This is a genomic window from Pseudomonas alkylphenolica, assembly GCF_016009175.1.
In the GTDB taxonomy this organism is placed as follows: domain Bacteria; phylum Pseudomonadota; class Gammaproteobacteria; order Pseudomonadales; family Pseudomonadaceae; genus Aquipseudomonas; species Aquipseudomonas alkylphenolica_B.
On record NZ_JADUCM010000004.1, the window covers coordinates 136222 to 159404 of the forward strand.

Sequence of the window (23183 nt, forward strand, 5' to 3'; positions counted from 1 at the left end):
ATCTTCCTTCACGCAGATTGTGGGGTCAGGCGCTCGAACAGCGCCTCGAGGTTGTTGAAGCGTTCTTCCGGGCGCTCCATCGGCACCATGAACTTGAACTGGGTAGCACCTTCAAACTTGTAGCGTTTAGGCTGGCCCTGGATCAGCTTGATCAGTACCAGCGGGTCGACCGGGGTCTCGGCTTCAAATTCGATCTTGCCGCCATTGGGGCCGGCGTCGACTTTCTTGATGCCGAGTTTCTCGGCCTGCAGCTTGAGCAAAGTCAGGCGCACCAGGTTCTTGGTCGGTTCGGGCAGCAGGCCGAAGCGGTCGATCATCTCGACCTGCAAGTCCTTGAGGCCGTCTTCGTCCACAGCCGAGGCGATACGTTTGTACAGGATCAGCCGTGCATGAACGTCCGGCAAGTAATCTTCGGGAATCAGCGCCGGCAAGCGCAGGTTGATTTCCGGGCCACCGCCTAGTGGCTGGTCGAGGTTTGGCTGGGTGCCTTTGCGGATGGCTTTGACCGCGCGCTCGAGCATCTCCATATACAGGGTGAAACCGACTGCCTGGATCTGCCCGCTCTGGCCTTCGCCCAGCAGTTCGCCGGCACCACGAATTTCCAGGTCGTTGGTGGCCAGGACGAAGCCGGCGCCCAGGTCCTGGGTATTGGCGATGGCCTCCAGGCGCTTTTCGGCGTCCGGGGTGATCTGCTGGCGAGGTGGCGTGAGCAGGTAGGCATAGGCCTGGTGGTGGCTGCGTCCCACCCGGCCGCGCAACTGGTGCAACTGGGCCAGGCCGAACTTGTCGGCGCGCTCGATGATGATGGTGTTGGCACTGGGCACGTCGATGCCGGTCTCGATGATGGTCGAGGCGATCAGCACGTTGAAGCGCTTGTGGTAGAAGTCGCTCATCACCTGTTCGAGTTCGCGCTCGCGCATCTGCCCGTGGCCAATGCCGATACGCGCCTCGGGTACCAGTTCGGCAAGGTCGGCGGCGCATTTCTCGATGCTTTTTACATCGTTGTGCAGGTAATAGACCTGGCCGCCACGCAGCAACTCGCGCAGCAGCGCTTCCTTGACCGTGCTTTTGTTCTGCTCCATGACGAAGGTGCGCACCGACAGCCGGCGTGCCGGTGGGGTGGCGATGATCGACAGGTCACGCATGCCGGCAACGGCCATGTTCAGGGTGCGCGGAATCGGCGTGGCGGTCAGGGTGAGAATGTCCACCTCGCTGCGCAGGGCCTTGAGTTGTTCCTTCTGGCGCACACCGAAGCGGTGCTCTTCGTCGATGATTACCAGGCCCAGGTCCTTGATCTTGACGTCGTCCTGCAGCAGCTTGTGGGTGCCGATGACGATATCGATCTTGCCTTCGGCGAGGTCCGCGACGGCGGCTGCGACTTCCTTGGGTGATTTGAAGCGGCTCATCACCTCGACAGTCACCGGCCAGTCGGCGAAGCGGTCCCGAAAGCTGTTGTAGTGCTGCTGGGCGAGCAGGGTGGTCGGCACCAGAATCGCTACCTGGCGACCGCCGTGTACGGCGATGAATGCCGCGCGCATGGCCACTTCGGTTTTGCCGAAGCCGACATCGCCGCACACCAGGCGATCCATTGGCTTGGCCGCCAGCATGTCCTCGCGTACTGCCTCGATGGCGCTTTGCTGGTCGGGCGTTTCTTCGAACGGGAAGCCGGCGCTGAAGGTGGCGTAGTCCACCGACGGGTCGGCAAAGGCATAACCCTTGCGCGCAGCACGGCGGGCATAAATGTCGAGTAGCTCGGCGGCTACGTCGCGCACTTGTTCGGCGGCCTTGCGCTTGGCTTTCTGCCAGGCTTCGGAGCCCAGCCGGTGCAGCGGCGCAAGGGCGTCATCGCTACCGGTGTAGCGGGCGATCAGGTGCAGGTTGGCCACAGGGACGTAAAGCTTGGCGCCCTCGGCGTATTCCAGTGTGAGGAATTCGGCGACCTGGTTGTCGATTTCCAGGGTCGCCAGGCCCAGGTAGCGGCCGACACCGTGGTCAATGTGCACCACCGGTGCGCCTTCGCGCAGTTCGGTAAGGTTCTTGATGACCGCATCGTTGTTGCCGTCGCTGCGTTTGTCCCGGCGCCGGCGCTGCATTACACGCTGCCCGAACAGCGGGCTTTCGGCGACCAGGGCGATGGCCGGGTCCTCCAGTAACAGGCCTTCGTCCAGCGGTGCGATGGTGATTGCCAGGCGCTCTTTGCTGGCAACGAACGCGTGCCAGCTCTCGACGGTCTGCGGACGCAACTTCAAGCGTTCGAGCAACTCCAGCAGGACCTCGCGACGGCCGGCCGATTCGGCGGTGAACAACACCCGGCCGGGGAACTGGTCGAGAAACCCTGAGAGTGCCGCCAACGGCTGGTTGGCCTTGGCTTCGATGGCCAGGTTCGGCAGTGGCTTGGCCGGGAAGCGCTCGCGTCCGGCGCCACTGTCGACGTCATCCTGGCTGACCACCACGCGCGGCCAGTTTTTCAGGCGCGCGAAGCAGTCTTCCACCGGCAGGAACAGCTCGGCAGGTGGCAGCAATGGTCGCGCCGGGTCGATGCGGCGCTCTTCATAACGGTTGCGCACATCGCTCCAGAAGTGCTCGGCGGCCTGTTCGACACCGGGCAGGGAAAATACCTGGGTGTCGTGTGGCAGGTAGTCGAACAGCGTCGAGGTCTCTTCAAAGAACAGCGGCAGGTAGTACTCGATGCCGGCGGGGGTAATGCCGCTGGAGAGGTCCTGGAAGATCGGGCTGCGACGGAAGTCGACGTCGAAGCGCTCGCGAAAGCGCGCTTTGAACTGGGTCACGGCGTCTTTTTGCAGCGGAAACTCGCGAGCCGGCAACAGGCGCACGGAATCGACCTTGTCGATCGAGCGCTGGGTCTCCGGGTCGAAGGTGCGCAGGGTCTCGATCTCGTCGTCGAACAAGTCGATCCGGTACGGCAGTTTGCTGCCCATGGGGAACAGGTCGATCAGCGCGCCGCGCACGGCGAACTCACCATGTTCGTAAACGGTATCGACGCAACGGTAGCCGCTGGCCTCGAGGCGCAGACGCATCTGCTCGACGTCCAGCTTCTGGCCGATGTCCAGCACCAGGCTGCTGCCCAGCAGGAAACGGGGCGGTGCCAGGCGGTGCAGGGCAGTGGTGATCGGCACCACGAGAATGCCGTGATCGAGCTCCGGCAACCGGTACAGGCTGGAGATCCGCTGGGAGATAATGTCCTGGTGCGGCGAGAACAGGTCGTAGGGCAGGGTTTCCCAGTCGGGGAATGGCAGCACCGGCAGATCGGGCGCGAAAAAGCGCAGCTCCTGCTCCAGCCGGTCAGCGCTCTGGCTGTCGGCGGTCAGCAACAGGGTGAAGCGCTTTGCGGCGCTGGCGGCTTCGGCAATGGCCAGGCTCAGGGCGGCGCCCGGCAGGTTGCCCCAGGTTTGTTTGCCGGCAGTGGCCGGCAGATGCGGTAGACGCAGAACAGGCACGGGAGGTCGAGCTCCAAGCGTTGCGACAAAGACGCCAATTGTACCGGTCACAGGCCCGTGCTGTCAGGTTTGCGCAGCCTAATTACATGTAGTGACAGGGTGGCGACAGGCGCTCATTGCCCGATGGGCTGCGGGGCGTCATAATGTAGCCCCTTTTTTCTGTCCCTACATGTGGAAGGTTCCCGTGACTCAGAAGCCCGACCAGTGTCTTGGTGAGTGGATTGATCGTGAAGCACTTGCAGAAGCGATGATCCCGCTTATCGGTCAGCTCTACCGCAATAACAACGTGGTGAGCTCGATCTATGGCCGTAGCCTGATCAACCGTTCGGTGATCTCGATCCTCAAAGCGCACCGCTTTGCTCGTCATCGCCAAACCGACGAAACCGAACTCTCTGTCCACGAGACATTCCCGCTGCTCAAGGCCATGAGCGAGCTCAAACTGGGCGCCGCTTCGGTCGACCTGGGCAAGCTGGCCAACAAGTTCAAGCAAGAAGGCAACGGCCGTAGCGCCGAGCAGTTCGTGCGTGAAGAAATGGCCGACGTGGTGGGTCAGCAGAATGCATCGGCGCGTAAAGGCACCGACGTTGTTCTGTACGGTTTTGGTCGTATCGGCCGCCTGCTGGCGCGCATCCTGATCGAAAAAACCGGTGGTGGCGACGGTCTGCGTCTGCGCGCCATCGTCGTGCGCAAAGGCGCCGAGAACGATCTGGTCAAGCGTGCCAGCCTGTTGCGTCGTGACTCGGTTCACGGCCCGTTCGATGGCACCATCACCATCGACGAAGAAAACAACACCATCACTGCCAACGGCAACCTGATCCAGGTTATCTACGCCAAGAGCCCGAGCGAAGTCGACTACACCCAGTACGGCATCGAAAACGCGCTGATCGTCGACAACACCGGTGTATGGCGTGACGCCGACGGCCTGGGCCAGCACCTGGCCTGCCCGGGCGCTGCCCGCGTGATCCTCACCGCACCTGGCAAAGGCGCGCTGAAGAACATCGTGCACGGTATCAATCATGGCGACATCAACGCTGACGACAAGATCATTTCGGCCGCTTCGTGCACCACCAACGCCATCGTGCCGGTGCTCAAGGCTGTCAATGACAAGTACGGCATCGTCAATGGCCACGTCGAAACCGTTCACTCGTTCACCAACGACCAGAACCTGATCGACAACTTCCACAAGGGCAGCCGTCGTGGCCGCGCCGCGCCGCTGAACATGGTTATCACCGAGACCGGTGCCGCCACTGCAGCCGCCAAGGCACTGCCAGTGCTCAAGGGCAAGCTGACCGGTAACGCGATTCGTGTTCCAACGCCGAACGTGTCGATGGCCATCCTGAACCTGAACCTGGAAAAGGCCACCAACCGCGAAGAAATCAACGAGTACCTGCGCCAGATGGCCATGCACTCGGATCTGCACAAGCAGATCGACTACGTGAGCTCGCAGGAAGTGGTTTCCACCGACTTCGTTGGCTCGCGTCACGCCGGTGTGGTCGATGCCGAAGCCACCATCTGCAACGACAACCGTGTTGTCCTGTACGTCTGGTACGACAACGAGTTCGGTTACAGCTGCCAGGTAGTGCGTGTAATGGAAGACATGGCCGGTGTAAACCCGCCAGCCTTCCCACGCTAAGCTTCACAGCGTGTTGAAAGAACGGGAACCTTTGGGTTCCCGTTTTTTTTGTGGTCGGTTATTTGCGGAGGCTGGATGCTCAAAGTGCTAGGGGTCGGGTTGGTGCTGGGCCTGGCAGGCTGCGGGCAGGGCGATTCGCTGGAGCGTATCAGCGGCCCGACCATGGGCAGCAGCTACACCGTGCAGTATGTGCGCACGCCTCAAGGGCCCTCGCCAGAACGGGTCAGGCGCGAGGTGGAGACGATTCTCGAGGGCGTCGACAAGCGCTTTTCCACCTACCGTGGCGATTCGCTGACGGCAACCTTCAACCGCTTGCCGGCCAACAGCTGCCAAGCCATGCCTGCCGACGTGCTGGCGCTGGTGCGCGTGGGCGAACAGTTGTCGCAGTCGAGTGACGGTGCGTTTGATCTGACGGTGGAGCCCTTGCTTGACTTATGGGGCTTCGGCCCGCAGTCGAGGTTGGAAAAGGTGCCTGATGAACAGGCGCTGGCCGCCGCGCGACAGCGTGTCGGGCATGGGCATTTGCGCATAGTGGGCGAGCAGCTGTGCAAGGATGCGGCGGTGGAACTGGACTTCAACAGCATCGCCGCCGGGCATGCGGTGGACCTGCTGGTTGAGCGGCTACAAGCCCTGGGAGTCGCGGATTTGCTGGTCGAGGCGACTGGTGAGCTCAAGGCGCTGGGGCGAAAACCTGATGGCAGTCATTGGAAAGTCGCTGTCGAATGGCCTCGCGATGATCGTCAGATTGCCCAGCAGGTGGTGGCGGTGGAGGGTGTCGGCGTTTCAACCTCCGGTGACTATCGCAATTATTTCGAGGAGAATGGCCGGCGCTATTCGCACACCTTCGATGCGCGCCTGGGCAGGCCGGTGAAACATGACCTGGCGGCGGTGACGGTATTTGATCGTTCGACGCTGATGGCTGATGGTTATTCGACCTTGTTGTTGATCCTCGGGCCTCAGCAAGGGTGGGATTTTGCACTCAGGCATCAGATCGCCGCGGTGTTCGTGACCCGGGTTGCCGACGGTTTCGTCGCTCGTAGCACCCCGGCGTTCGAGCTGTTGATACCGCCTTTCACGGATACATCCGCTCCCACAGGGAAGGTGCATTGAATGGGTGCTGTGGCATGTAGTGCAGAGAAAAATAGCCTACGACGCGACCAAGGGTTAATGTTCGCGGCCTTGAAGCTTGATTAGACTGCAACCGAATTTTTTCATGGCGCCGCTGGCGACATGATCTAGCCCCGCTTGCCAATGTGGCGACCGGGCCTGTTCTAAAGGAGTACGCATGGCTGTCTACAACTACGACGTAGTGGTGCTGGGTTCCGGCCCCGCGGGAGAAGGGGCGGCAATGAATGCTGCCAAAGCAGGACGCAAGGTGGCGATGGTCGATAGCCGTCGCCAGGTCGGCGGCAACTGCACCCACCTGGGTACCATTCCGTCCAAGGCCCTGCGTCACTCGGTGCGCCAGATCATGCAGTTCAACACCAACCCGATGTTCCGGGCCATTGGTGAGCCGCGCTGGTTCTCGTTCCCGGATGTACTGAAAAGTGCCGAGAAGGTCATCTCCAAGCAAGTCGCTTCGCGCACCGGCTACTACGCCCGTAACCGTGTCGACGTGTTCTTCGGCACCGGCAGCTTCGCCGACGAGCAGACCATCGAAGTGGTGTGCGCCAACGGTGTGGTTGAAAAGCTGGTGGCCAAGCACATCATCATCGCGACGGGGTCGCGCCCGTACCGTCCGGCCGACATCGATTTCCACCACCCGCGTATCTACGATAGCGACACCATCCTGAGCCTGGGCCACACCCCGCGCAAACTCATCGTTTACGGTGCGGGTGTCATCGGTTGCGAATATGCCTCGATCTTCAGCGGTCTGGGTGTGCTGGTGGAACTGGTGGATAACCGTGGTCAGTTGTTGAGCTTCCTCGACTCGGAAATTTCCCAGGCGTTGAGTTACCACTTCAGCAACAACAACATCACTGTTCGCCACAACGAAGAGTACGAGCGCGTTGAAGGCCTGGACAACGGTGTGATCCTGCACCTGAAGTCCGGCAAGAAGATCAAGGCCGACGCCTTGCTCTGGTGCAACGGTCGTACTGGCAACACCGACAAGCTGGGGCTGGAAAACATCGGCATCAAGGTCAACAGCCGTGGCCAGATCGAGGTCGATGAAAACTATCGCACCCACGTCCCGAACATCTATGGCGCCGGTGACGTCATTGGCTGGCCGAGCCTGGCCAGTGCCGCCCACGACCAGGGTCGTTCGGCCGCTGGCAGTATCGTCGACAATGGCAGCTGGCGTTTCGTCAACGACGTGCCGACCGGCATCTACACCATTCCGGAGATCAGCTCGATCGGCAAGAACGAGCAGGAGCTGACCCAGGCCAAGGTGCCGTACGAAGTCGGCAAGGCGTTCTTCAAGGGCATGGCGCGAGCGCAGATTGCCGGTGAGCCGCAAGGCATGCTGAAGATTCTGTTCCACCGCGAGACCCTGGAAATCCTCGGCGTGCACTGCTTCGGTTACCAGGCTTCGGAGATCGTTCACATCGGCCAGGCGATCATGGATCAGCCGGGTGAGCGCAATACGCTGAAGTACTTCGTCAACACTACCTTCAACTACCCGACCATGGCCGAAGCCTATCGGGTAGCGGCCTACGACGGCCTCAACCGGCTTTTTTGAGCGGCTCCGGCCGGTGGCCTGAGCCGGCCGGGGAGACCGATTTCAGCGATTCTCGAGGGTGGCGCTGGCCAAACCGGGAAAGTCTGTAATCAGGCTGTCTACGCCGAAGTCGGCGAGCCTGCGCATCAGCGCCGGCTCGTTGACTGTCCACACCGACACGTGCAACCCCTGGCGCTGAGCCTTGATCAGGCGCTCCGGGGTGCACAGTGTCCAGTTCAACGCCAACAAATTGCAGCCATAGTTCTGGGCGACTTTCAGCGGGTCGAGCCAGGCGTATTCGGCTACCAGGCCGCGGGCGATGTCCGGTGTCAGTTCCAGCGCCGCACCCAGCACTTCCCGTGAACTCGAGGTGATGGTGACCTTGTCGAGCAGGCCGTACTGCTGCGCCATCTCACGAATGGCCAGGACCGTAGTGGCGGCGCGGGTGCGCGAGGCACTCTTGACCTCCAGTTGCCAGTGATCGAAATCGCACTTCTCGAACAGTTCCTCAAGCCGTGGAATAGGGCAGGGCGTCAGCCAGCCCGGGCCACCTTTGCGTGCATCGTAGGTCACCAGTGCGGCGGCATCGTGCTCCACCACCTTGCCGCGCCGGCCGGTGGTGCGCTTGAGCGTAGGGTCGTGGATCACCATCAGCTCGTTGTCGGCTGACAGGTGCAGGTCCAGTTCGCAGCGACGCACGCCTTGCTTGAGGCAGTGCTGGAAGCTGGTCAGGGTGTTTTCGGGGGCTTCGCCCTTGGCGCCACGGTGGCCGTAAATCTGGGTCACGTTTGTTCCTTCAAGAAAGGGTGAGACTCAAGGAGCGCTCGGGGTGTGCTGTTCCAGTGCCTGGCGTCGTTGTTGCGCCTGGCGTTGCAAGATATAGCGAGCCAGCAGTTGGCGCTGGGCATCGGTCATGTCGATGAACTCACTGCCGATTTCATACAGGCCATCGGCCTGCTGGTCGCAATGGGTCACCCTGGCGCGCAGCAGCAGGCCCAGGGCCTGAGGCATCAGTACCATCTTCACCGCCACCCGGCTGCCAGCGGCAATGGGCTGTGCCTGGTTGAACTCGATGCCGCCTTCGGACAGCACCACCGGCTGCGGCGCGCTGAGCTGCCCGAGCAGGGTCTGGGCCACCACGGCGCTGAGCAGGTCGATGCGTTTGTTCTGTGCTTTGAGAAAGGCGGCCAGCACGCGATCCTTATCGCTGAGCTGGCGCAGCAGGTGTTGCGACTCGAACTCGCTCAGGTGCAATTCGCTGAGCAGGTTGAAAAGCGGTGAATCATCTTGCAACAAGTCACTGCCAAGGGCTTCGGCGGCGCTCAGCGGGCTAATTTCCAGTGCGATCCGATCCTCGATACGGTAGTATTCGCGGCGATCTTCTTCATCTAATGTCGACATGGCGAACCCATGGTAGCGGCGGTGGTCTGAGTGTAAAGCTGCTATTCAAGCCCCGCCACAAGGACGTTCCTCTTTCATCCGAACAAGCCCCGACATGTTCAGACCTCTCTTCGTATTCATCGGTACGCGTTACACCCGTGCCAAGCGCCGTAACCATTTCGTCTCGTTCATTTCCCTGACCTCGATGATCGGCCTCGCCCTGGGCGTGGTGGTCATGATCGTGGTGTTGTCGGTAATGAACGGTTTTGACCATGAGATGCGCACCCGGGTATTGGGCATGGTGCCCCATGCCACGCTCGAAACCGGTCAGCCGCTCAACGACTGGCCAGCCCTTGCCAATCAAGTAAAGCAGAACCCCCGGGTTGTGGCGGTAGCGCCGTTCACCCAGATGCAGGGGCTGTTGACCCACGAGGGCAAGGTGCAGAAGGTGCTGCTCAACGGCATTGACCCCGCGCAGGAGCGGCAGGTGTCGATCATCGACAACTTCATCCGCGAAGGTAAGCTCGATGACCTGGCGCCGGGCGACTTCGGCATCATGATCGGTGACAAGGCCGCGGCCAAGCTGGGTGTGGGCATCGGCGACAAGCTGACCTTCGTCGCTCCCGAGGTAACGGTGACCCCCGCGGGCATGTTCCCGCGCATGAAGCGCTTTACCGTGGTCGGCATCTTCCATGTCGGTGCCGGTGAGATCGACGGTTACCTGGGGCTGACCAACCTGTCGGACCTGTCGCGCCTGCACCGCTGGAAAGCCGATCAGGTCCAGGGCCTGCGCCTGAAGTTCGATGATTTGTTCCAGGCGCCGCGTGTGGCCTGGGATATCGCCCAGCAGCTGGGCGAGCGTGAATTCTATGCCCGCGACTGGACGCGCACGCACGGTAACCTGTACCAGGCGATCCGTATGGAAAAAGCCATGATCGGCCTGCTGCTGTTGCTGATCGTCGCGGTCGCGGCCTTCAACATCATTTCCACCCTGGTGATGGTGGTGAATGACAAGAAGGGCGATATCGCCATCCTGCGTACCCTGGGTGCCACACCCGGGCAGATCATGGCCATCTTCATGGTCCAAGGCACCGTGATCGGTGTGGTCGGTACGCTGATTGGCGGCGTGGTCGGCATTCTGGCGGCGCTCAATGTCAGCGCTGCCATCGCCGGGCTCGAAACCCTGATCGGACACAAGTTCCTCAATGCCGACGTCTACTTCATCGACTACCTGCCGTCCCAGGTCATGGCCGAAGACGTGTGGATGGTATGCGGTGCGGCATTGGTCCTGAGTTTCCTCGCCACCCTGTATCCGGCCTGGCGTGCGGCACGCACCCAGCCTGCGGAGGCGCTACGTTATGAGTGAGTTGGGCATGAGTGATAAAGCAGTGCTGAGTTGCCGCAACCTGGGCAAGTCCTACGAGGAAGGCCCGGAGAAGGTTCAGGTGTTGTCCGGCCTGCAGCTGGAGCTGCATCCCGGTGAGCGGGTGGCTATCGTCGGCAGTTCGGGTTCGGGCAAGAGCACCTTGCTCAACCTGCTCGGCGGCCTTGATACCCCGAGCGAGGGCAGCGTCTGGTTGGCTGGTGAGGAGCTGTCGGCCCTGGGCGAGCGGGCCCGCGGCCTGCTGCGTAACCGTGCGCTGGGTTTCGTGTACCAGTTCCACCACCTGCTGCCGGAGTTCACTGCTCTGGAGAACGTGTGCATGCCGTTGTTGATCGGACGCACCGCCATCCCCAACGCCCGCGAGCGGGCCGCGGCGCTGCTCAAGCGCGTGGGGTTGGGTCATCGTCTGAATCACAAGCCGGCGGAGCTGTCCGGTGGCGAGCGCCAGCGTGTCGCCATCGCCCGGGCCCTGGTCAACCGTCCGGGACTGGTAATGCTCGACGAGCCGACCGGCAACCTGGACCATCACACGGCCCAGGGCATTCAGGACCTGATGCAGGAATTGAGCAGTTCGTCGCAGACGGCGTTCCTGGTGGTTACCCATGACCTTAACCTGGCGCGGCAGATGGACCGTGTGCTGCGTCTGGAAGACGGGCACCTGGTAGCGATCTGACCTGGCCGTACAGGGTGCCCGTGGCCATTGCCGGGCAGCCTGTTCCTTTTATTTACCTGGGTGCTTCCGTTCATGTTCAGACCCTTGTCTATATTCATCGGCGCGCGCTACACCCGCGCCAAGCGCCGCAACCATTTCATCTCGTTCATTTCCATGACCTCGATGATCGGCCTGTCGTTGGGCGTGCTGGCAATGATCGTGGTGTTGTCGGTGATGAACGGCTTCCAGCGCGAAATGAGCGCGCGGATCCTTGGCATGGTGCCGCATGCGAGCATCCTCGGTGTGCAACCGCTGGATGACTGGAAACCCGTGGCCGATGCGGCACTGAAAAATCCGCAGGTGATTGGCGTTGCGCCGTTGACCGAGATGGAAGGCATGCTTTCCTACAAAGGTGCGATGCAGCCGATCCAAGTCAGCGGGATTGATCCGGCCCAGGAAGGCAAGGTGTCGATCGTCGGTCAGCACATTGTCCAGGGCAGTCTGCAGGGGCTGGAGCCGGGCGAGTACGGCGTGGTGATCGGCGAAATCACTGCCCGGCGTTTTCGCCTGAATGTCGGTGACAAGCTGACCCTGATCGTACCGGAAGTGAGCAGCGCGCCGGGCGGCATCACCCCGCGCATGCAGCGTCTGAATGTGGTCGGGGTGTTCAAGGTGGGTGCCGAACTCGACGGTTCCATGGCCTACATCCACATGGCCGACGCCGCGCAGATGCAGCGCTGGCAGCCCAATCAGGTTCAGGGCGTGCGCCTGAAGCTCAAGGATCTGTACGCCGCCCCTCAGGTGTCCAAGGCGATTGCCGGACAACTGGGCGAGGCGTATCGCGCAGATGACTGGTCGCACACCCAGGGCAGCCTGTTCAGCGCGATGAAGATGGAAAAGACCATGATCGGTCTGTTGCTGCTGATGATCATCGCCGTGGCGGCGTTCAACATCATCGCCACCTTGATCATGGTGGTGAACGACAAGGGCGCGGACATCGCCATCTTGCGCACCATCGGCGCAACGCCTGCGCAGATCATGGGCACCTTTATGGTTCAGGGCACACTGATCGGCATCGTCGGCACGTTGATCGGCGGGGTACTCGGGGTGATTGCGGCGCTTAATGTCAGTCAGATCGTCGGCTGGCTGGAACGTGTCAGCGGGCAACACATCTTTACCTCCGATGTGTATTTCATCAGCAGCCTGCCATCGGAGCTGCAGTGGGGCGATGTGGCGCTGATCTGCAGTGCCGGCCTGGTGATGAGTTTTCTCGCGACGCTGTACCCGGCATATCGGGCATCGCAAGTCGAGCCGGCGTACGCATTGCGTTACGAGTGACCACTGTTGCGAGCGCTTTGCGCTCGATCGCAGGCTTCGCCAGCGCCTACAAGGCTTGTGTGGAGCCGGCTACACCGCTGGCAAATCGATCACAAAGCGCGTCCATCCCGCCGTCGATTCGGCGCGGATGGAGCCACCATGGGCCTGGACGATCGAACGGGTAATTGCCAATCCCAAGCCCGCATGTTCGCTGCTGCCTTCACGGCGTGCAGGGTCGGCCCGGTAAAAACGGTCGAACAGCCGCGGTAGCAATGCCGGGTCAATCGGCTCGCCGGTGTTGGCCACCTGCAGGCGCACCTGCTCGGCGTGCACTTCGATACTGACGCGAATTTCTCCCTGTGCCGGGGTAAAGCGCAAGGCGTTGTCCAGCAGGTTGGACAGGGCCCGGCGCAGCATGTGGCGGTCACCTTCGAGGCGCCCTTGACCCTCCCGGTGCAGTGCCACACCGGCCTCTTCAGCCAGCGGTGCGTAGTACTCCAGCAGGGCATCAGCCTCTTCGGCAAGCGTCAGGTGCTGGCGGCTGGGCATCAGCAGACCGTGGTCGGCCTTGGCCAGATAGAGCATGTCGTTGACCAGTTGAGCCATCCACTGCAGTTCCTCAAGGTTACTGTGCAAGGCTTCGCGGTATTCCTCCAGTTCACGTGGGCGGGTGAGGGTGACCTGTGTGTGGGTCAGCAGGTTCGACAGAGGAGTACGCAGTTCATGCGCGATATCGGCGGAGAACGCCGACAGGCGCTGAAAGGCATCATCCAGCCGCTCCAGCATGGCGTTGACGGTTTGCGCCAGTTCAGCCAGCTCCACCGGCATCTGCCCCTCGGGCAAGCGGGTGGTCAACGAGCGCGCCGATACTTTTGACGCCACTTCACCCATCTGGCGCAAGGGGCGCAGGCCACTTCGCGCGGCCCAGGCGCCTAGCAGGGCAGTGGCCAGGGCCGAGAGGCCGACCGTCAGCCAGATCAGCTGCTGCATGCGCTGGAGAAAATGCTGGTGGTGGGTGATGTCGAGAAACAGCGTCAGTTGCGCCGATTGCGGCTCGCCATCGGCGAGATTCACGCTCAGGCTGCGGTAAGCGCTACTGCTGCTATGCAAGGTGCTCAGACCAGGCGCCTGGGGGGAGTCCGGCAGGTTGGCCTGACTGTCGAACCACACCTGGCCGTTACTGCCGCGAATTCGCACCGCGAGGTCGGCCTGATGGCTCAACTCGCTTTGCAAGGCGGACAGGCGCGTGGCGAGCCCGGCGGGGTCATGCACACCGTCGAGGATCTGGCGCAGCACTGACAGGCGGCTTTCAAGCAGTTGCTGGTCAAGTTCGATGAAGTGATGCTGGCTGGCGCGGCTGAACAGCACGCCGGCTGTCAGCGATACCGCTGCGGTGCAGGCGGCGAACAGCAGGGCCAGGCGGCTGCTCAGGGACAGTCGGCGCATCAGGCCAGCCGCTCTTCAAGGACATAACCCATGCCGCGCACGGTATGGATCAGCTTGTGTTCGTGGCTGTCGTCGATTTTCAGGCGCAGGCGGCGGATCGCCACTTCGATGACGTTGGTGTCACTGTCGAAGTTCATGTCCCAGACCTGGGAGGCAATCAGCGATTTGGGCAGGACTTCGCCCTGGCGGCGCAACAGCAGTTCAAGCAAGGCAAATTCCTTGGCGGTCAGGTCAATGCGCTGGCCGCTGCGCTCGACCCGGCGGCGAATCAGGTCCAGGCGCAGGTCGGCAAGGCCCAGGCTGGTTTCCTGGGTCGGGCTGCAGCCCCGGCGCAGCAGGCTGCGCACCCGTGCCAGCAGCTCGGAAAAGGCAAAGGGTTTGACCAGGTAATCATCGGCGCCCAGTTCCAGGCCGTGCACGCGGTCTTCCACGGCATCGCGGGCAGTCAGGAACAGGACCGGCACTTCGTTACCCGAGGCGCGCACCGCCTGGAGGATTTGCCAGCCATCGCGCCCTGGCAGCATCACATCGAGGATCAGCAGGTCGTGGTCGCCCGTCAGGGCCAGGTGCTGGCCGGTATTGCCGTCGGCGGCAAGCTCGGTGGCAAAGCCTGCTTCACTGAGGCCCTGGCACAGGTACTGGCCGGTCTTGGTCTGGTCTTCGACGATCAACAGTTTCATCGGCTGGCTCTTGGAGATGGATTGCCGGTTGGTTATACCGTGCTGCACGTGGCGGGTGGCCAAGCTGACAAAGTTGTAATCTTTTTGTCAGGTAGCTGCCAGCGCCGGTTTTCTACAGTGAAGCCTGATTCGTCGCAACCCTGGAGTGGGCCTGACATGAAACACCTTATTTTCGCCGGCGCCCTGGCGCTGTTCAGCCTGCCCGCACTGGCGTCACCGGCGCATTCCTATGCCTTTGGCGCACCCGCACTGGCGAGCCAGGCCGATCGCACTGTAGAAATCGTCATGGGCGACATGTACTACGCGCCGCGCAGCCTGCAGGTCAAGGCCGGGGAGACGGTGCGTTTCGTGCTGGTCAACAAGGGTGCGGTGATGCATGAGTTCAGCCTCGGTGATGCGGTCATGCATGCCCGGCATCAACAGGAAATGCTCGCCATGCAGGGGCAGATGGACCACGCTGCCATGGGGCACGGCACTATGCAGCATGGCGCCAGCATGAAGCATGACGATCCCAATACGGTGATGGTCGCGCCCGGCCAACGTGGCGAGCTGACCTGGACCTTCACCCAGACGACCCCGATCGAGTTCGCCTGCAACGTGCCAGGTCACTACCAGGCCGGCATGGTCGGCAAGCTGACCATCGACCAATAACAGCCGATTACCCAACGCATGGCACAAACCCGATAAACTAGGCGTATTTCGTCCTTCAGGTTTGAGCCATGCATCCCGCCGCCGAACATTCTCCGCTGGGCAAGTCCAGCGAATACATCGCCACCTACACGCCTTCGCTGCTGTTCCCCATCCCCCGTGCGGCCAAATGGGCCGAGCTGGGTGTCACTGCCCAGACCCTGCCGTGGCAAGGGGTGGACTTCTGGAACTGCTTCGAGCTGTCCTGGTTGCTGCCGTCGGGCAAGCCGGTGGTGGCTATCGGTGAGTTCGCGATTCCGGCTGATTCGCCCAACATCATCGAGTCCAAGTCGTTCAAGCTGTACTTGAACTCGCTGAACCAGACTGCGTTCGAGTCGCCCGCAGCCCTGCAGGCCTGCCTGGAAAAAGACCTGTCTGCTGCGGCCGGCAAGCCGGTGGCCGTGCAGATCCGCAGCCTGGCCGATGTTGAAGGGCAGGGCGTAGTGGCCTTGCCGGGTGTGTGCATCGATGATCTGGATGTCAGCATCAGCAATTACGAACAGCCACAGCCGGAGTTGCTGCAGTGCGACAGCAGCCGCCTCGTTGAAGAAACCCTGCACAGCCACTTGCTCAAATCCAACTGCCCGGTTACCGGTCAGCCGGACTGGGGCAGTGTGACGGTGCATTATCGCGGCGCGGCGCTGGATCATGCCAGCCTGCTGACCTACCTGATCAGCTTCCGTCAGCATGCCGATTTCCATGAGCAGTGCGTGGAACGTATTTACCTGGACCTCAAGCGCCTGCTGAACCCTGAGTTCCTGACCGTCTATGCCCGTTACGTGCGCCGCGGCGGGCTGGATATCAACCCGTACCGCAGTACCGAAACCGTGACATTGCCGAACCTGCGCCTGGTGCGCCAGTAACTGAAAAGCCCCGTTCGAAGACGGGGCTTTTTTATCCTGTCGGGGTTCAGATGCCCATGCTTTGCAGGCTCTGAACGATATTGCGCAAGGTGGCGGTCAGCCCCGGATGGTCGACCTCAAAGCGCTCAACGGCGAGGTTGACGCCGTCGACCAGGTTGTTGTCCGGGGTCACGGCTTCGAGTTTCATCTCGGCCTCGATCTGCTGCATCAGTTCTTGCAGATGCTCGCGCTCTTCCAGGGAAAGCGGTGGATTTTGTTCCAGTTGCTCGCGCAGAGTCTCGAGTTGCTTTTGCAGTTCGCGGGCAGGCATGGGTGATCTCCCTTTATGAATAGGCACAGTCATGGACCCCGGTATCGGGCGAAAGGTCCATGCCTCGCCTTCTAGAGTAATCCACCAGGCGGCGCTTTGCATGACGCGGATCAACGGCCCTGTATCAGGGCTTTTCGCCCTTCAGGCGGCGTTGGGCGATATCTGCCAGGCAGTCGCCTAGCGCTTCGAGGTGATCGATCACCGAATGCACACCCAGGGCGAACAGTTGCAAGGTCGCCTTGGCGCGTTTGCGTTCCTGGTCCAGCGGGCTCAGGGCCTGCCATTGCTGGCTGTCAATGCCGCACAGTGATTTGCCGGTGGCCAGGCCGATGGTCCACAGCCCGGCGTTCAATCCTGCTTGCAGCAGACGCGGCTCACCACTGACCAGCACGCAACCCTCCAGCTTGCCGGCGTTGAGGCCCATCAACGCGTGCCAGCAGGCATCCGGCGCAGGCCAAGGAGTCGACACCGGGTGGGCCTTGAGCCAGGTCGGCAAAGGGGGGATCAGGTGTGCGATGTCGGTGGCAGGCAGTTCATCCAGCCAGGCACAGGGCACCTGCTGTTGATGCAGCCAGTCGAGGGTCTGCAAGGCGCCAGGGGCAGGGCGGGGCGATTTCGATTCGGTGCCTGTTTCAACAAGGCAGTCGCGCAAGCCGAACAACAAGGCGGTAATGGCGGGAACGTCTGGCATGGCAACATCCCTGTAAATAGCCTGAAGGCTACACTTCGCGTGTTACGTTCTGGTTACGGCGTGACGACACAGATATTCACAAATTTATTACCTTGTTTGTGTCAGGGTGTTTATCAGTGGAAGAGTCTTTATACTTGTTTCCTTTTAAGCGAAGGGCGCGTAGCGTCCGCTGCAATGAATGTCTAGGAGTAACTCTATGCGTAGGAACGGTACAGACGTGATCAATCGGATGGCCCGGGCCTGTGTCTGTGCCGGGCTGATGCTGGCGCCCTTGGGTGCAGCCCAGGCGGCAACCGAGGAAGACCCCTGGGAAAGCGTCAATCGGCCGATCTTTACTTTCAACGACACCATTGATACCTACGCGCTCAAGCCGCTGGCCAAGGGTTACCAGGCGATTACCCCGCAGTTTCTGGAAGATGGCATTCACAACATGTTCCTCAACGTGGGTGATGTCACCAACCTTGCGAACAACGTCCTGCAACTCAAGCCCCATGCCGCCGGTGTCGATATTGCGCGCATGATCGTCAACACCACCTTCGGGATTGGCGGCTTCTTCGATGTCGGCACCAAGATGGGCCTGCAGCGCAATGACGAGGACTTCGGCCAGACCCTGGGTTACTGGGGGGTCAGCAGCGGTCCTTACGTGATGCTGCCATTGCTGGGCCCAAGCACCGTGCGTGACGCCATCGGCAAGTACCCGGACACCTACACCGAACCGTACCGCTATATCGACCACGTGCCGACGCGCAACACCGCGCTTGCTGTGGATGTCGTCGACACGCGGGCCAGCTTGCTGTCGGCAGAGAAGCTGATCCGCGGTGACAAGTACGTGTTCATTCGCAATGCCTACCTGCAGAACCGCGAGTTCAAGGTCAAGGACGGTCAGGTCGAAGACGATTTTTAATCCTCACGTCTGTCCACAGAAGGCGACCCTCGGGTCGCCTTTTTCATGCCTGTTTTTCAGCCGTTTCTGGCAGGCCGGGGAGCGCCACTTGCTTGCAGGGTCTGCTTTAAATTAATATTGCAAATAGTTATCACTTACAAAAATACACCGCCCGTCATGAGCGAACTTGTGTCTGCCCCCCTAAACCAGCTACGTACCGTCGAAGCGCTGTACAGCGGTCATCACGGATGGCTTTACGCACGCTTGCGCAAACGCCTTGGCAACGCCATGGATGCGGCTGATCTGGTGCAGGACACCTTTGCCCGCATTCTCGCCTCGAACGTCACAGTGTTCGATGAGCCCCGGGCCTACCTCAACTGCGTTGCAGGGGGCATCCTGGCCAACTGGTGTCAACGCAAAGCCCTGGAGCGCGCCTACCTGTCCGCGTTGGCGGCGCTTCCGGCGCCCGAGGTGCCGTCGCCGGAAACCCGCTACCTGCTGCTGGAAACACTGCATGAAATCGACGCGATGCTCGACAGCCTGCCGCCCCTGGTCAGGCGCGCCTTCTTGTTGTCGCAAATCGGCGGCATGAGGTACGAGGCCATTGCCGAACAGCTTGGCGTGTCACTGATCACCGTCAAACGCTACATGAAACAGGCGTTTGTGCAGTGTCTGGCATTGGTGGAGTAGATGACAGGTATTCGGCGTAATGACGCAATCGATGCCGGCACCCTCGATGAAGCAGCCGAGTGGCTGATGACCATGAGTGACGGCGACGTAACCGACGCGCAGAAAGCCGCGCTGGCTGTCTGGCGCAGCAGCAGTCCTGAACGCGAGCAGGCCTGGCGCCGGGCCGAGTTGCTGATGAGCAAACTGGGCAGCTTGCCGGCGTCGGTGTCGATGCCCGCCCTGGACCGCCCGGCCGACCCGGATCGCCGGGCAGCAATCACCCGGCTGGCGCTGTTGCTCGCAGTCGGGCCTGCACTCTGGGCGAGCTGGAAGGTTGGCGAGCACCAGGGCTGGACGGCCGACTACAGTGTCGCCGTTGGCGAACGCCGCGAATTGACCTTGGTCGATGGCACGCAGGTGGTACTCAATACCGATTCGGCGATCGATGTGCAGTTCGATGCTGACCAGCGACTCATCCACCTGCGCCGGGGTGAAATCCTCGTGCAGACCGCCACCGACCACCTCGTGCCGTCCCGCCCGTTACGGGTAGCGACCCGCGAAGGGCGGATGCAGGCGTTGGGCACACGCTTTTGCGTACGTGAGCAGGCCGGGCGCACTTACCTGGCTGTGCTGGAAGGTGCCATCCGGGTCGAGCCGGTCAATGCCGTCGCCAGCGAACGCCTGATTGTGCAGGCTGGCGAGAAGGCCGACTTCGATGCGCGTACCTTCAGCCCGGTCAGCATGGTCGACAACACGGTTACCGCCTGGACCCAAGGCATGCTGTTGGCCGACAAAATGAGGCTGGCCGATTTCGTTGCCGAACTGGCGCGTTACCGGCGTGGTTTCCTGCGCTGTGATCCGGCCATTGCCAACCTGGCTGTTTCGGGCGCATTCCCGCTCAGCGATACCACACACAGCTTGAGCATGCTGGTACAGACCTATCCCGTCACGCTGAGCACGCACATGGGCGGCTATTGGGTGTTGCTGTCTGCCCGCTGAGTTGCCTGGGCGCTGAAAAATAAAATGCGCTTGGGGTGATACTTTTTTTCATCTGGACTGGCAACAGGAGAGAACAGCACTTTTATCTCCGTCTTAAGGATCTTCCCCTCATGTCAGTTGTACGTCGTCCTCGCGGTGAATGCAGGTTGGCAATGGCCATTCGCACTGCCGCGCTCAGTGTTGCCCTGGTCACAGCAAGTACTTCTTCCTGGGCTGCCACCCCCCGGCAACTGGATGCCATCGCCAGTCAAACCTACGAGATTCCGCCAGGGCCCCTGGGGCGTGCGCTGTCCAGCTTTGCCATGCAGTCGGGCATTGCGCTGTCGTTTGAACCGGCCTTGACCGAGGGGCTGCATAGCGCAGGGCTGTCGGGCACGTACTCGGGGCCTGACGGCGTGGCGCAACTGCTGGCCGGTAGCGGGCTGGAGCTGGTTGAGCGCAATGACGGCAGCTACACCTTGACCAGGCGTGTTGCCGACAGTGGCGACGGGCTTACGCTGGCCGCTACCACGATCGACGCCAACAGCCTGCAGGGCAGTGCGTTGCCCGATGCGTTCGCCGGTGGACAAGTCGCCCGTGGCGGGCGAGTCGGCATGCTGGGCAACAAGGACGTGATGGATACACCGTTCAGTGTGACCAGCTATACCGCAAAAACCCTGGCCGACTTGCAGACGGTGACCGTTGCCGATGCGCTGGAGCGTGACCCGTCAGTGCGCTCCACCGGGCAGACCGGCGGGATTGTCGATTCGTTTTTCATTCGCGGATTTCCCGTGGGCGAGGGCAACCTCGGTGAGCTGGCGTTTGACGGCGTCTATGGCGTGGCCCCCAACTACCGCGTCTTCACCGAATATGCCGAGCGGGTTGAAGTGCTCAAAGGGCCGGGCGCCCTGATGTACGGCATCTCGCCCAACAGCGGCGTTGGCGGCGTGATCAACATCGTCCCCAAGCGCGCGCTGCCTGAAGACCTGACCCGTTTTACCGCCAGCTACAGCTCTGATACCCAGGCGGGCGGGCATATCGATGTCAGTCGCCGCTTCGGTGAAGAAAAGCAGTTTGGCGTGCGTTTCAATGGCAGTGTCCAGCAGGGGGATACTGCCATTGATAACCAGGAGCGCGAACTGGACATCGGCGCCATTGCCCTCGACTACCAGGGCGAACGACTGCGTTTGAACCTCGACTTCATCAGTCAGAAAGAGCAGTGGGATGCCGCGTCGCGACCCTTCACAGTGGCGGCGGGCATTGACGTGCCGTCGGCGCCCAATGGCCGGACCAATCTGTCACAGGACTGGGGCTGGTCGGAAACCAGTGAACAGTCGGCGTTGCTCGGTGGGGAGTATGACCTTAACGAGGCGGTGACGGTGTTCGCCCATACCGGTGGTGGCAAGGCGGACGTCAAACGCATGTCCGACCAGGTGCCGCGGATCCTCAATGAGGCGGGTGATACCAGCAATATTCCCGGTTACTACAAATTCAATGTCGACCGTTCCACCGCCGATATCGGCTTGCGCGCCCTGTTTGATACCGGGCCGGTCAGTCACACGACCACGGTGATGGCGACGCGGTATCAGGACGAGCTGTCCCGAGGCATCAACAACGGCACCGACATCCGCTCGAACATCTACCACCCGATCGACGTCCCCAAGCAGTACATAAATGCACCCAAAGTCTTGCGCGTTTCCGAGTCGGAGCTGTCTGGCGTTGCCATCACCGACACCCTGTCCGTACTCGAAGACCGCGCGCAGTTGACCCTGGGCGTACGCCGGCAATCAATCGAGTCGCGTAACTACAGCGCCACCGGGGCGGTGACTTCCCGTTACGACGACAGTGCCACGACGCCAGTGGTGGGGGTGGTGGTCAAGCCTTGGGAACACGTATCGCTTTATTACAACTACGTGGAAGGCTTGAGCAAGGGCGACATAGCCCCCGCCACGGCCGCCAACTCGGGGGAAGCGTTTGCGCCCTACGAGACCAAACAGCATGAGCTCGGGGTCAAGTTCGAACACGGCACGTTCATGACCACCCTGGCACTGTTTCAAATTGAAAAACCCAGCGGTGAACTGGGCGCGGGTAACCAGTTTTCGGTCCAGGCCGAACAACGCAACCGGGGTGTCGAGCTGAGCATGTTCGGCGAGGTCGCAACGGGTACGCGGGTAATGGGTGGCGTCACCCTGCTTGACGGTGAGCTGACCGATTCGGCCACCCGCGCCAACCGCGGCAACGAGCCGGTGGGCGTGCCGGATGTGCAGGCCAACCTCTGGGCCGAGTGGGATACGCCGTGGGTCGAAGGCTTTACCCTCACGGGCGGTGCGATCTACACCGCCAGCCAGTATGTCAACCAGGCCAACACCCAGGAGCTGGATGCCTGGACCCGCATCGACGCCGGGGCGCGCTACGTGACCAAAATCGAAGGTCGGCCGACGACCTTTCGTGCCACCGTGCAGAACGTTTTCGATCGTGAGTACTGGTCGGGCGTAGCCTCCTATGGCGCCATCTCTCCCGGTTACCCGCGGACGTTGCAGCTGTCGGCCACCGTTGATTTCTGATCCTCTCCGCTCGCGTGTAAGCGTTGTAATCAACGCTTACACATTATTGCTCGCAGCGCTCAGGCGGCGCTCCCTCAGGGTGAGGTAACCCACCAGGGCGACAATGATCACCGCGAACACTTCACTGGTAGCAACGGTACCAAGCCCAAGCCCGCCTTTGTGCAGGGAATGCGAGAGCCAGTCACCGACCGATGCCCCGAAGGGGCGCGTGAGCACATAGGCAATCCAGAAGGTGGTCACCGCGTTCAGGCGGAACAGGTAATGGGCGATGGCCACGGCACCGATGCACAGGGCAAAGATGATGGCCGAGACGGCATAGCCCAGGCGCATCTGTTCGGACACCAGGTCGCCTGCGGCGGTGCCGAGCGCGAATGTCATCAGAATGGCCGTCCAGTAGAAATACTCGCGCTTGCCCCGGTAGATCGACTGGATCGAAAGGGTCTTTTCCTGCGCGTACCAGGCAATGAACGTCAGCCCCAGCAGCACGCTGAAGACGGCCGTTGTGGTGGTCAGTGCAACGCCATAGGTATCGACCAGGCTGTCGGTGAGCAGTGTGCCAAAGATGCTCACCTGGACCACGGTCAGCCAGTAGACCCAGGGTACATAGCGCTCGGTGCGCAGTTGCAGCGTCAGTACTGCAACCAGTACGACGCCCATGATCAACGAGGTCAACGGCAACCCGAAGTGCAGCTTGAAGATCAGGAAGTCGGCACCCGTTTCCCCGGTGGTGGTCGACAGGATCTTGATGATCCAGAAGATCAACGTCACTGCTGGAACCTTGTTCAGCAGTCGTGTTTGTCGAGGGTTGATTGAACTGGCCATGTAATTGCTCCGCCTGCCTGTGGATGAGCGGGTATCGCTCTTGAGTGGGAAGGTTGGTGGCAAGCGTAAGCAGCAGGATGTGAAGGTGCCGTCAGGGGCAGGTCAAG

The 23183-nt window shown here is 61.4% G+C and carries 20 protein-coding genes; 12 read left to right on the plus strand and 8 right to left on the minus strand.

Annotated elements, in window-relative coordinates; translation table 11 throughout:
- Positions 1 to 8: 8 nt before the first annotated feature.
- Complete coding sequence (gene mfd / locus I5S59_RS06575; RefSeq protein WP_197875897.1) at positions 9 to 3458, minus strand: transcription-repair coupling factor; 3450 nt, start codon at positions 3456 to 3458, stop codon at positions 9 to 11.
- A 169-nt stretch (positions 3459 to 3627) separates the two neighbouring features.
- On the opposite strand from mfd, the gene I5S59_RS06580 reads away from it, so the two are divergent.
- The 3 genes from I5S59_RS06580 to sthA all read left to right on the plus strand — a co-directional run bounded on the left by I5S59_RS06580 (position 3628) and on the right by sthA (position 7771).
- Positions 3628 to 5091, plus strand: a complete 1464-nt coding sequence (locus I5S59_RS06580; protein WP_128326178.1) for a glyceraldehyde-3-phosphate dehydrogenase — start codon at positions 3628 to 3630, stop codon at positions 5089 to 5091.
- Between the two features lie 75 nt (positions 5092 to 5166).
- Positions 5167 to 6201, plus strand: coding sequence for an FAD:protein FMN transferase (locus tag I5S59_RS06585; RefSeq protein ID WP_197875898.1), 1035 nt, complete (start codon positions 5167 to 5169; stop codon positions 6199 to 6201).
- Positions 6202 to 6376: 175 nt separating this feature from the next.
- On the plus strand, positions 6377 to 7771 hold the full coding sequence (gene sthA, locus I5S59_RS06590; protein ID WP_197875899.1) for a Si-specific NAD(P)(+) transhydrogenase: 1395 nt from the start codon (positions 6377 to 6379) through the stop codon (positions 7769 to 7771).
- Positions 7772 to 7813: 42 nt separating this feature from the next.
- Here sthA and I5S59_RS06595 read toward each other — a convergent pair whose 3' ends face one another.
- Both I5S59_RS06595 and I5S59_RS06600 read right to left on the minus strand, forming a co-directional pair.
- Entirely contained in the window at positions 7814 to 8536 is a 723-nt protein-coding gene (locus I5S59_RS06595; protein WP_197875900.1) for a glycerophosphodiester phosphodiesterase, read from the minus strand.
- Positions 8537 to 8563: 27 nt separating this feature from the next.
- Positions 8564 to 9151: a PilZ domain-containing protein gene (locus I5S59_RS06600; protein ID WP_128326181.1), complete on the minus strand. Its 588-nt coding sequence runs from the start codon at positions 9149 to 9151 to the stop codon at positions 8564 to 8566.
- A gap of 94 nt (positions 9152 to 9245) precedes the next feature.
- On the opposite strand from I5S59_RS06600, the gene I5S59_RS06605 reads away from it, so the two are divergent.
- From I5S59_RS06605 to I5S59_RS06615, 3 genes are all read left to right on the plus strand, one after another.
- Entirely contained in the window at positions 9246 to 10496 is a 1251-nt protein-coding gene (locus I5S59_RS06605) for a lipoprotein-releasing ABC transporter permease subunit (protein WP_128326182.1), read from the plus strand.
- Positions 10497 to 10503: 7 nt separating this feature from the next.
- Complete coding sequence (gene lolD / locus I5S59_RS06610; RefSeq protein ID WP_197875901.1) at positions 10504 to 11187, plus strand: lipoprotein-releasing ABC transporter ATP-binding protein LolD; 684 nt, start codon at positions 10504 to 10506, stop codon at positions 11185 to 11187.
- A 72-nt stretch (positions 11188 to 11259) separates the two neighbouring features.
- A complete protein-coding gene (locus tag I5S59_RS06615) occupies positions 11260 to 12504 on the plus strand; it encodes a lipoprotein-releasing ABC transporter permease subunit (RefSeq protein ID WP_197875902.1) in 1245 nt (414 codons plus the stop codon).
- Between the two features lie 69 nt (positions 12505 to 12573).
- Here the strand turns inward: I5S59_RS06615 and I5S59_RS06620 are convergent, their stop codons facing one another.
- Both I5S59_RS06620 and I5S59_RS06625 read right to left on the minus strand, forming a co-directional pair.
- Entirely contained in the window at positions 12574 to 13932 is a 1359-nt protein-coding gene (locus tag I5S59_RS06620) for a heavy metal sensor histidine kinase (protein ID WP_197875982.1), read from the minus strand.
- On the minus strand, positions 13929 to 14609 hold the full coding sequence (locus I5S59_RS06625) for a heavy metal response regulator transcription factor (RefSeq protein WP_197875903.1): 681 nt from the start codon (positions 14607 to 14609) through the stop codon (positions 13929 to 13931). The genes I5S59_RS06620 and I5S59_RS06625 overlap by 4 nt, the downstream gene beginning before the upstream one ends.
- Before the next feature lie 156 nt (positions 14610 to 14765).
- On the opposite strand from I5S59_RS06625, the gene I5S59_RS06630 reads away from it, so the two are divergent.
- Positions 14766 to 15260, plus strand: a complete 495-nt coding sequence (locus I5S59_RS06630) for a cupredoxin domain-containing protein (RefSeq protein WP_197875904.1) — start codon at positions 14766 to 14768, stop codon at positions 15258 to 15260.
- Between the two features lie 68 nt (positions 15261 to 15328).
- On the plus strand, positions 15329 to 16159 hold the full coding sequence (queF, locus tag I5S59_RS06635) for an NADPH-dependent 7-cyano-7-deazaguanine reductase QueF (protein ID WP_197875905.1): 831 nt from the start codon (positions 15329 to 15331) through the stop codon (positions 16157 to 16159).
- Between the two features lie 46 nt (positions 16160 to 16205).
- Here queF and I5S59_RS06640 read toward each other — a convergent pair whose 3' ends face one another.
- Both I5S59_RS06640 and I5S59_RS06645 read right to left on the minus strand, forming a co-directional pair.
- Positions 16206 to 16469, minus strand: a complete 264-nt coding sequence (locus I5S59_RS06640) for a DUF4404 family protein (protein WP_128326189.1) — start codon at positions 16467 to 16469, stop codon at positions 16206 to 16208.
- A 124-nt stretch (positions 16470 to 16593) separates the two neighbouring features.
- A complete protein-coding gene (locus tag I5S59_RS06645) occupies positions 16594 to 17160 on the minus strand; it encodes a phosphonoacetaldehyde phosphonohydrolase-related protein (protein ID WP_197875906.1) in 567 nt (188 codons plus the stop codon).
- A 196-nt stretch (positions 17161 to 17356) separates the two neighbouring features.
- On the opposite strand from I5S59_RS06645, the gene I5S59_RS06650 reads away from it, so the two are divergent.
- The 4 genes from I5S59_RS06650 to I5S59_RS06665 all read left to right on the plus strand — a co-directional run bounded on the left by I5S59_RS06650 (position 17357) and on the right by I5S59_RS06665 (position 22254).
- Complete coding sequence (locus I5S59_RS06650) at positions 17357 to 18064, plus strand: VacJ family lipoprotein (protein ID WP_197875907.1); 708 nt, start codon at positions 17357 to 17359, stop codon at positions 18062 to 18064.
- A gap of 156 nt (positions 18065 to 18220) precedes the next feature.
- Entirely contained in the window at positions 18221 to 18733 is a 513-nt protein-coding gene (locus tag I5S59_RS06655) for a sigma-70 family RNA polymerase sigma factor (protein WP_197875908.1), read from the plus strand.
- Complete coding sequence (locus I5S59_RS06660; protein WP_197875909.1) at positions 18734 to 19711, plus strand: FecR domain-containing protein; 978 nt, start codon at positions 18734 to 18736, stop codon at positions 19709 to 19711.
- Positions 19712 to 19821: 110 nt separating this feature from the next.
- Positions 19822 to 22254 carry a TonB-dependent receptor gene (locus I5S59_RS06665; protein WP_197875910.1) on the plus strand — a complete coding sequence of 811 codons (2433 nt, stop codon included), beginning with the start codon at positions 19822 to 19824 and terminating at the stop codon, positions 22252 to 22254.
- Between the two features lie 36 nt (positions 22255 to 22290).
- Here I5S59_RS06665 and I5S59_RS06670 read toward each other — a convergent pair whose 3' ends face one another.
- Positions 22291 to 23076: a hypothetical protein gene (locus tag I5S59_RS06670; protein WP_197875911.1), complete on the minus strand. Its 786-nt coding sequence runs from the start codon at positions 23074 to 23076 to the stop codon at positions 22291 to 22293.
- Positions 23077 to 23183 lie beyond the last annotated feature (107 nt).

Bases quoted from the DNA above. Each gene is read 5' to 3' on its own strand.
- I5S59_RS06580 (WP_128326178.1), top strand. From the start codon at position 3,628: ATGTGGAAGGTTCCCGTGACTCAGAAGCCCGACCAGTGTCTTGGTGAG.
- I5S59_RS06625 (WP_197875903.1), bottom strand. From the start codon at position 14,609: ATGAAACTGTTGATCGTCGAAGACCAGACCAAGACCGGCCAGTACCTG.
- I5S59_RS06660 (WP_197875909.1), top strand. From the start codon at position 18,734: ATGACAGGTATTCGGCGTAATGACGCAATCGATGCCGGCACCCTCGAT.
- queF (WP_197875905.1), top strand. From the start codon at position 15,329: ATGCATCCCGCCGCCGAACATTCTCCGCTGGGCAAGTCCAGCGAATAC.
- I5S59_RS06630 (WP_197875904.1), top strand. From the start codon at position 14,766: ATGAAACACCTTATTTTCGCCGGCGCCCTGGCGCTGTTCAGCCTGCCC.
- I5S59_RS06670 (WP_197875911.1), bottom strand. From the start codon at position 23,076: ATGGCCAGTTCAATCAACCCTCGACAAACACGACTGCTGAACAAGGTT.
- I5S59_RS06650 (WP_197875907.1), top strand. From the start codon at position 17,357: ATGCGTAGGAACGGTACAGACGTGATCAATCGGATGGCCCGGGCCTGT.
- I5S59_RS06615 (WP_197875902.1), top strand. From the start codon at position 11,260: ATGTTCAGACCCTTGTCTATATTCATCGGCGCGCGCTACACCCGCGCC.
- sthA (WP_197875899.1), top strand. From the start codon at position 6,377: ATGGCTGTCTACAACTACGACGTAGTGGTGCTGGGTTCCGGCCCCGCG.
- I5S59_RS06655 (WP_197875908.1), top strand. From the start codon at position 18,221: ATGAGCGAACTTGTGTCTGCCCCCCTAAACCAGCTACGTACCGTCGAA.
- I5S59_RS06600 (WP_128326181.1), bottom strand. From the start codon at position 9,151: ATGTCGACATTAGATGAAGAAGATCGCCGCGAATACTACCGTATCGAG.
- lolD (WP_197875901.1), top strand. From the start codon at position 10,504: ATGAGTGATAAAGCAGTGCTGAGTTGCCGCAACCTGGGCAAGTCCTAC.
- I5S59_RS06640 (WP_128326189.1), bottom strand. From the start codon at position 16,469: ATGCCTGCCCGCGAACTGCAAAAGCAACTCGAGACTCTGCGCGAGCAA.
- I5S59_RS06665 (WP_197875910.1), top strand. From the start codon at position 19,822: ATGTCAGTTGTACGTCGTCCTCGCGGTGAATGCAGGTTGGCAATGGCC.
- I5S59_RS06585 (WP_197875898.1), top strand. From the start codon at position 5,167: ATGCTCAAAGTGCTAGGGGTCGGGTTGGTGCTGGGCCTGGCAGGCTGC.
- I5S59_RS06645 (WP_197875906.1), bottom strand. From the start codon at position 17,160: ATGCCAGACGTTCCCGCCATTACCGCCTTGTTGTTCGGCTTGCGCGAC.
- I5S59_RS06605 (WP_128326182.1), top strand. From the start codon at position 9,246: ATGTTCAGACCTCTCTTCGTATTCATCGGTACGCGTTACACCCGTGCC.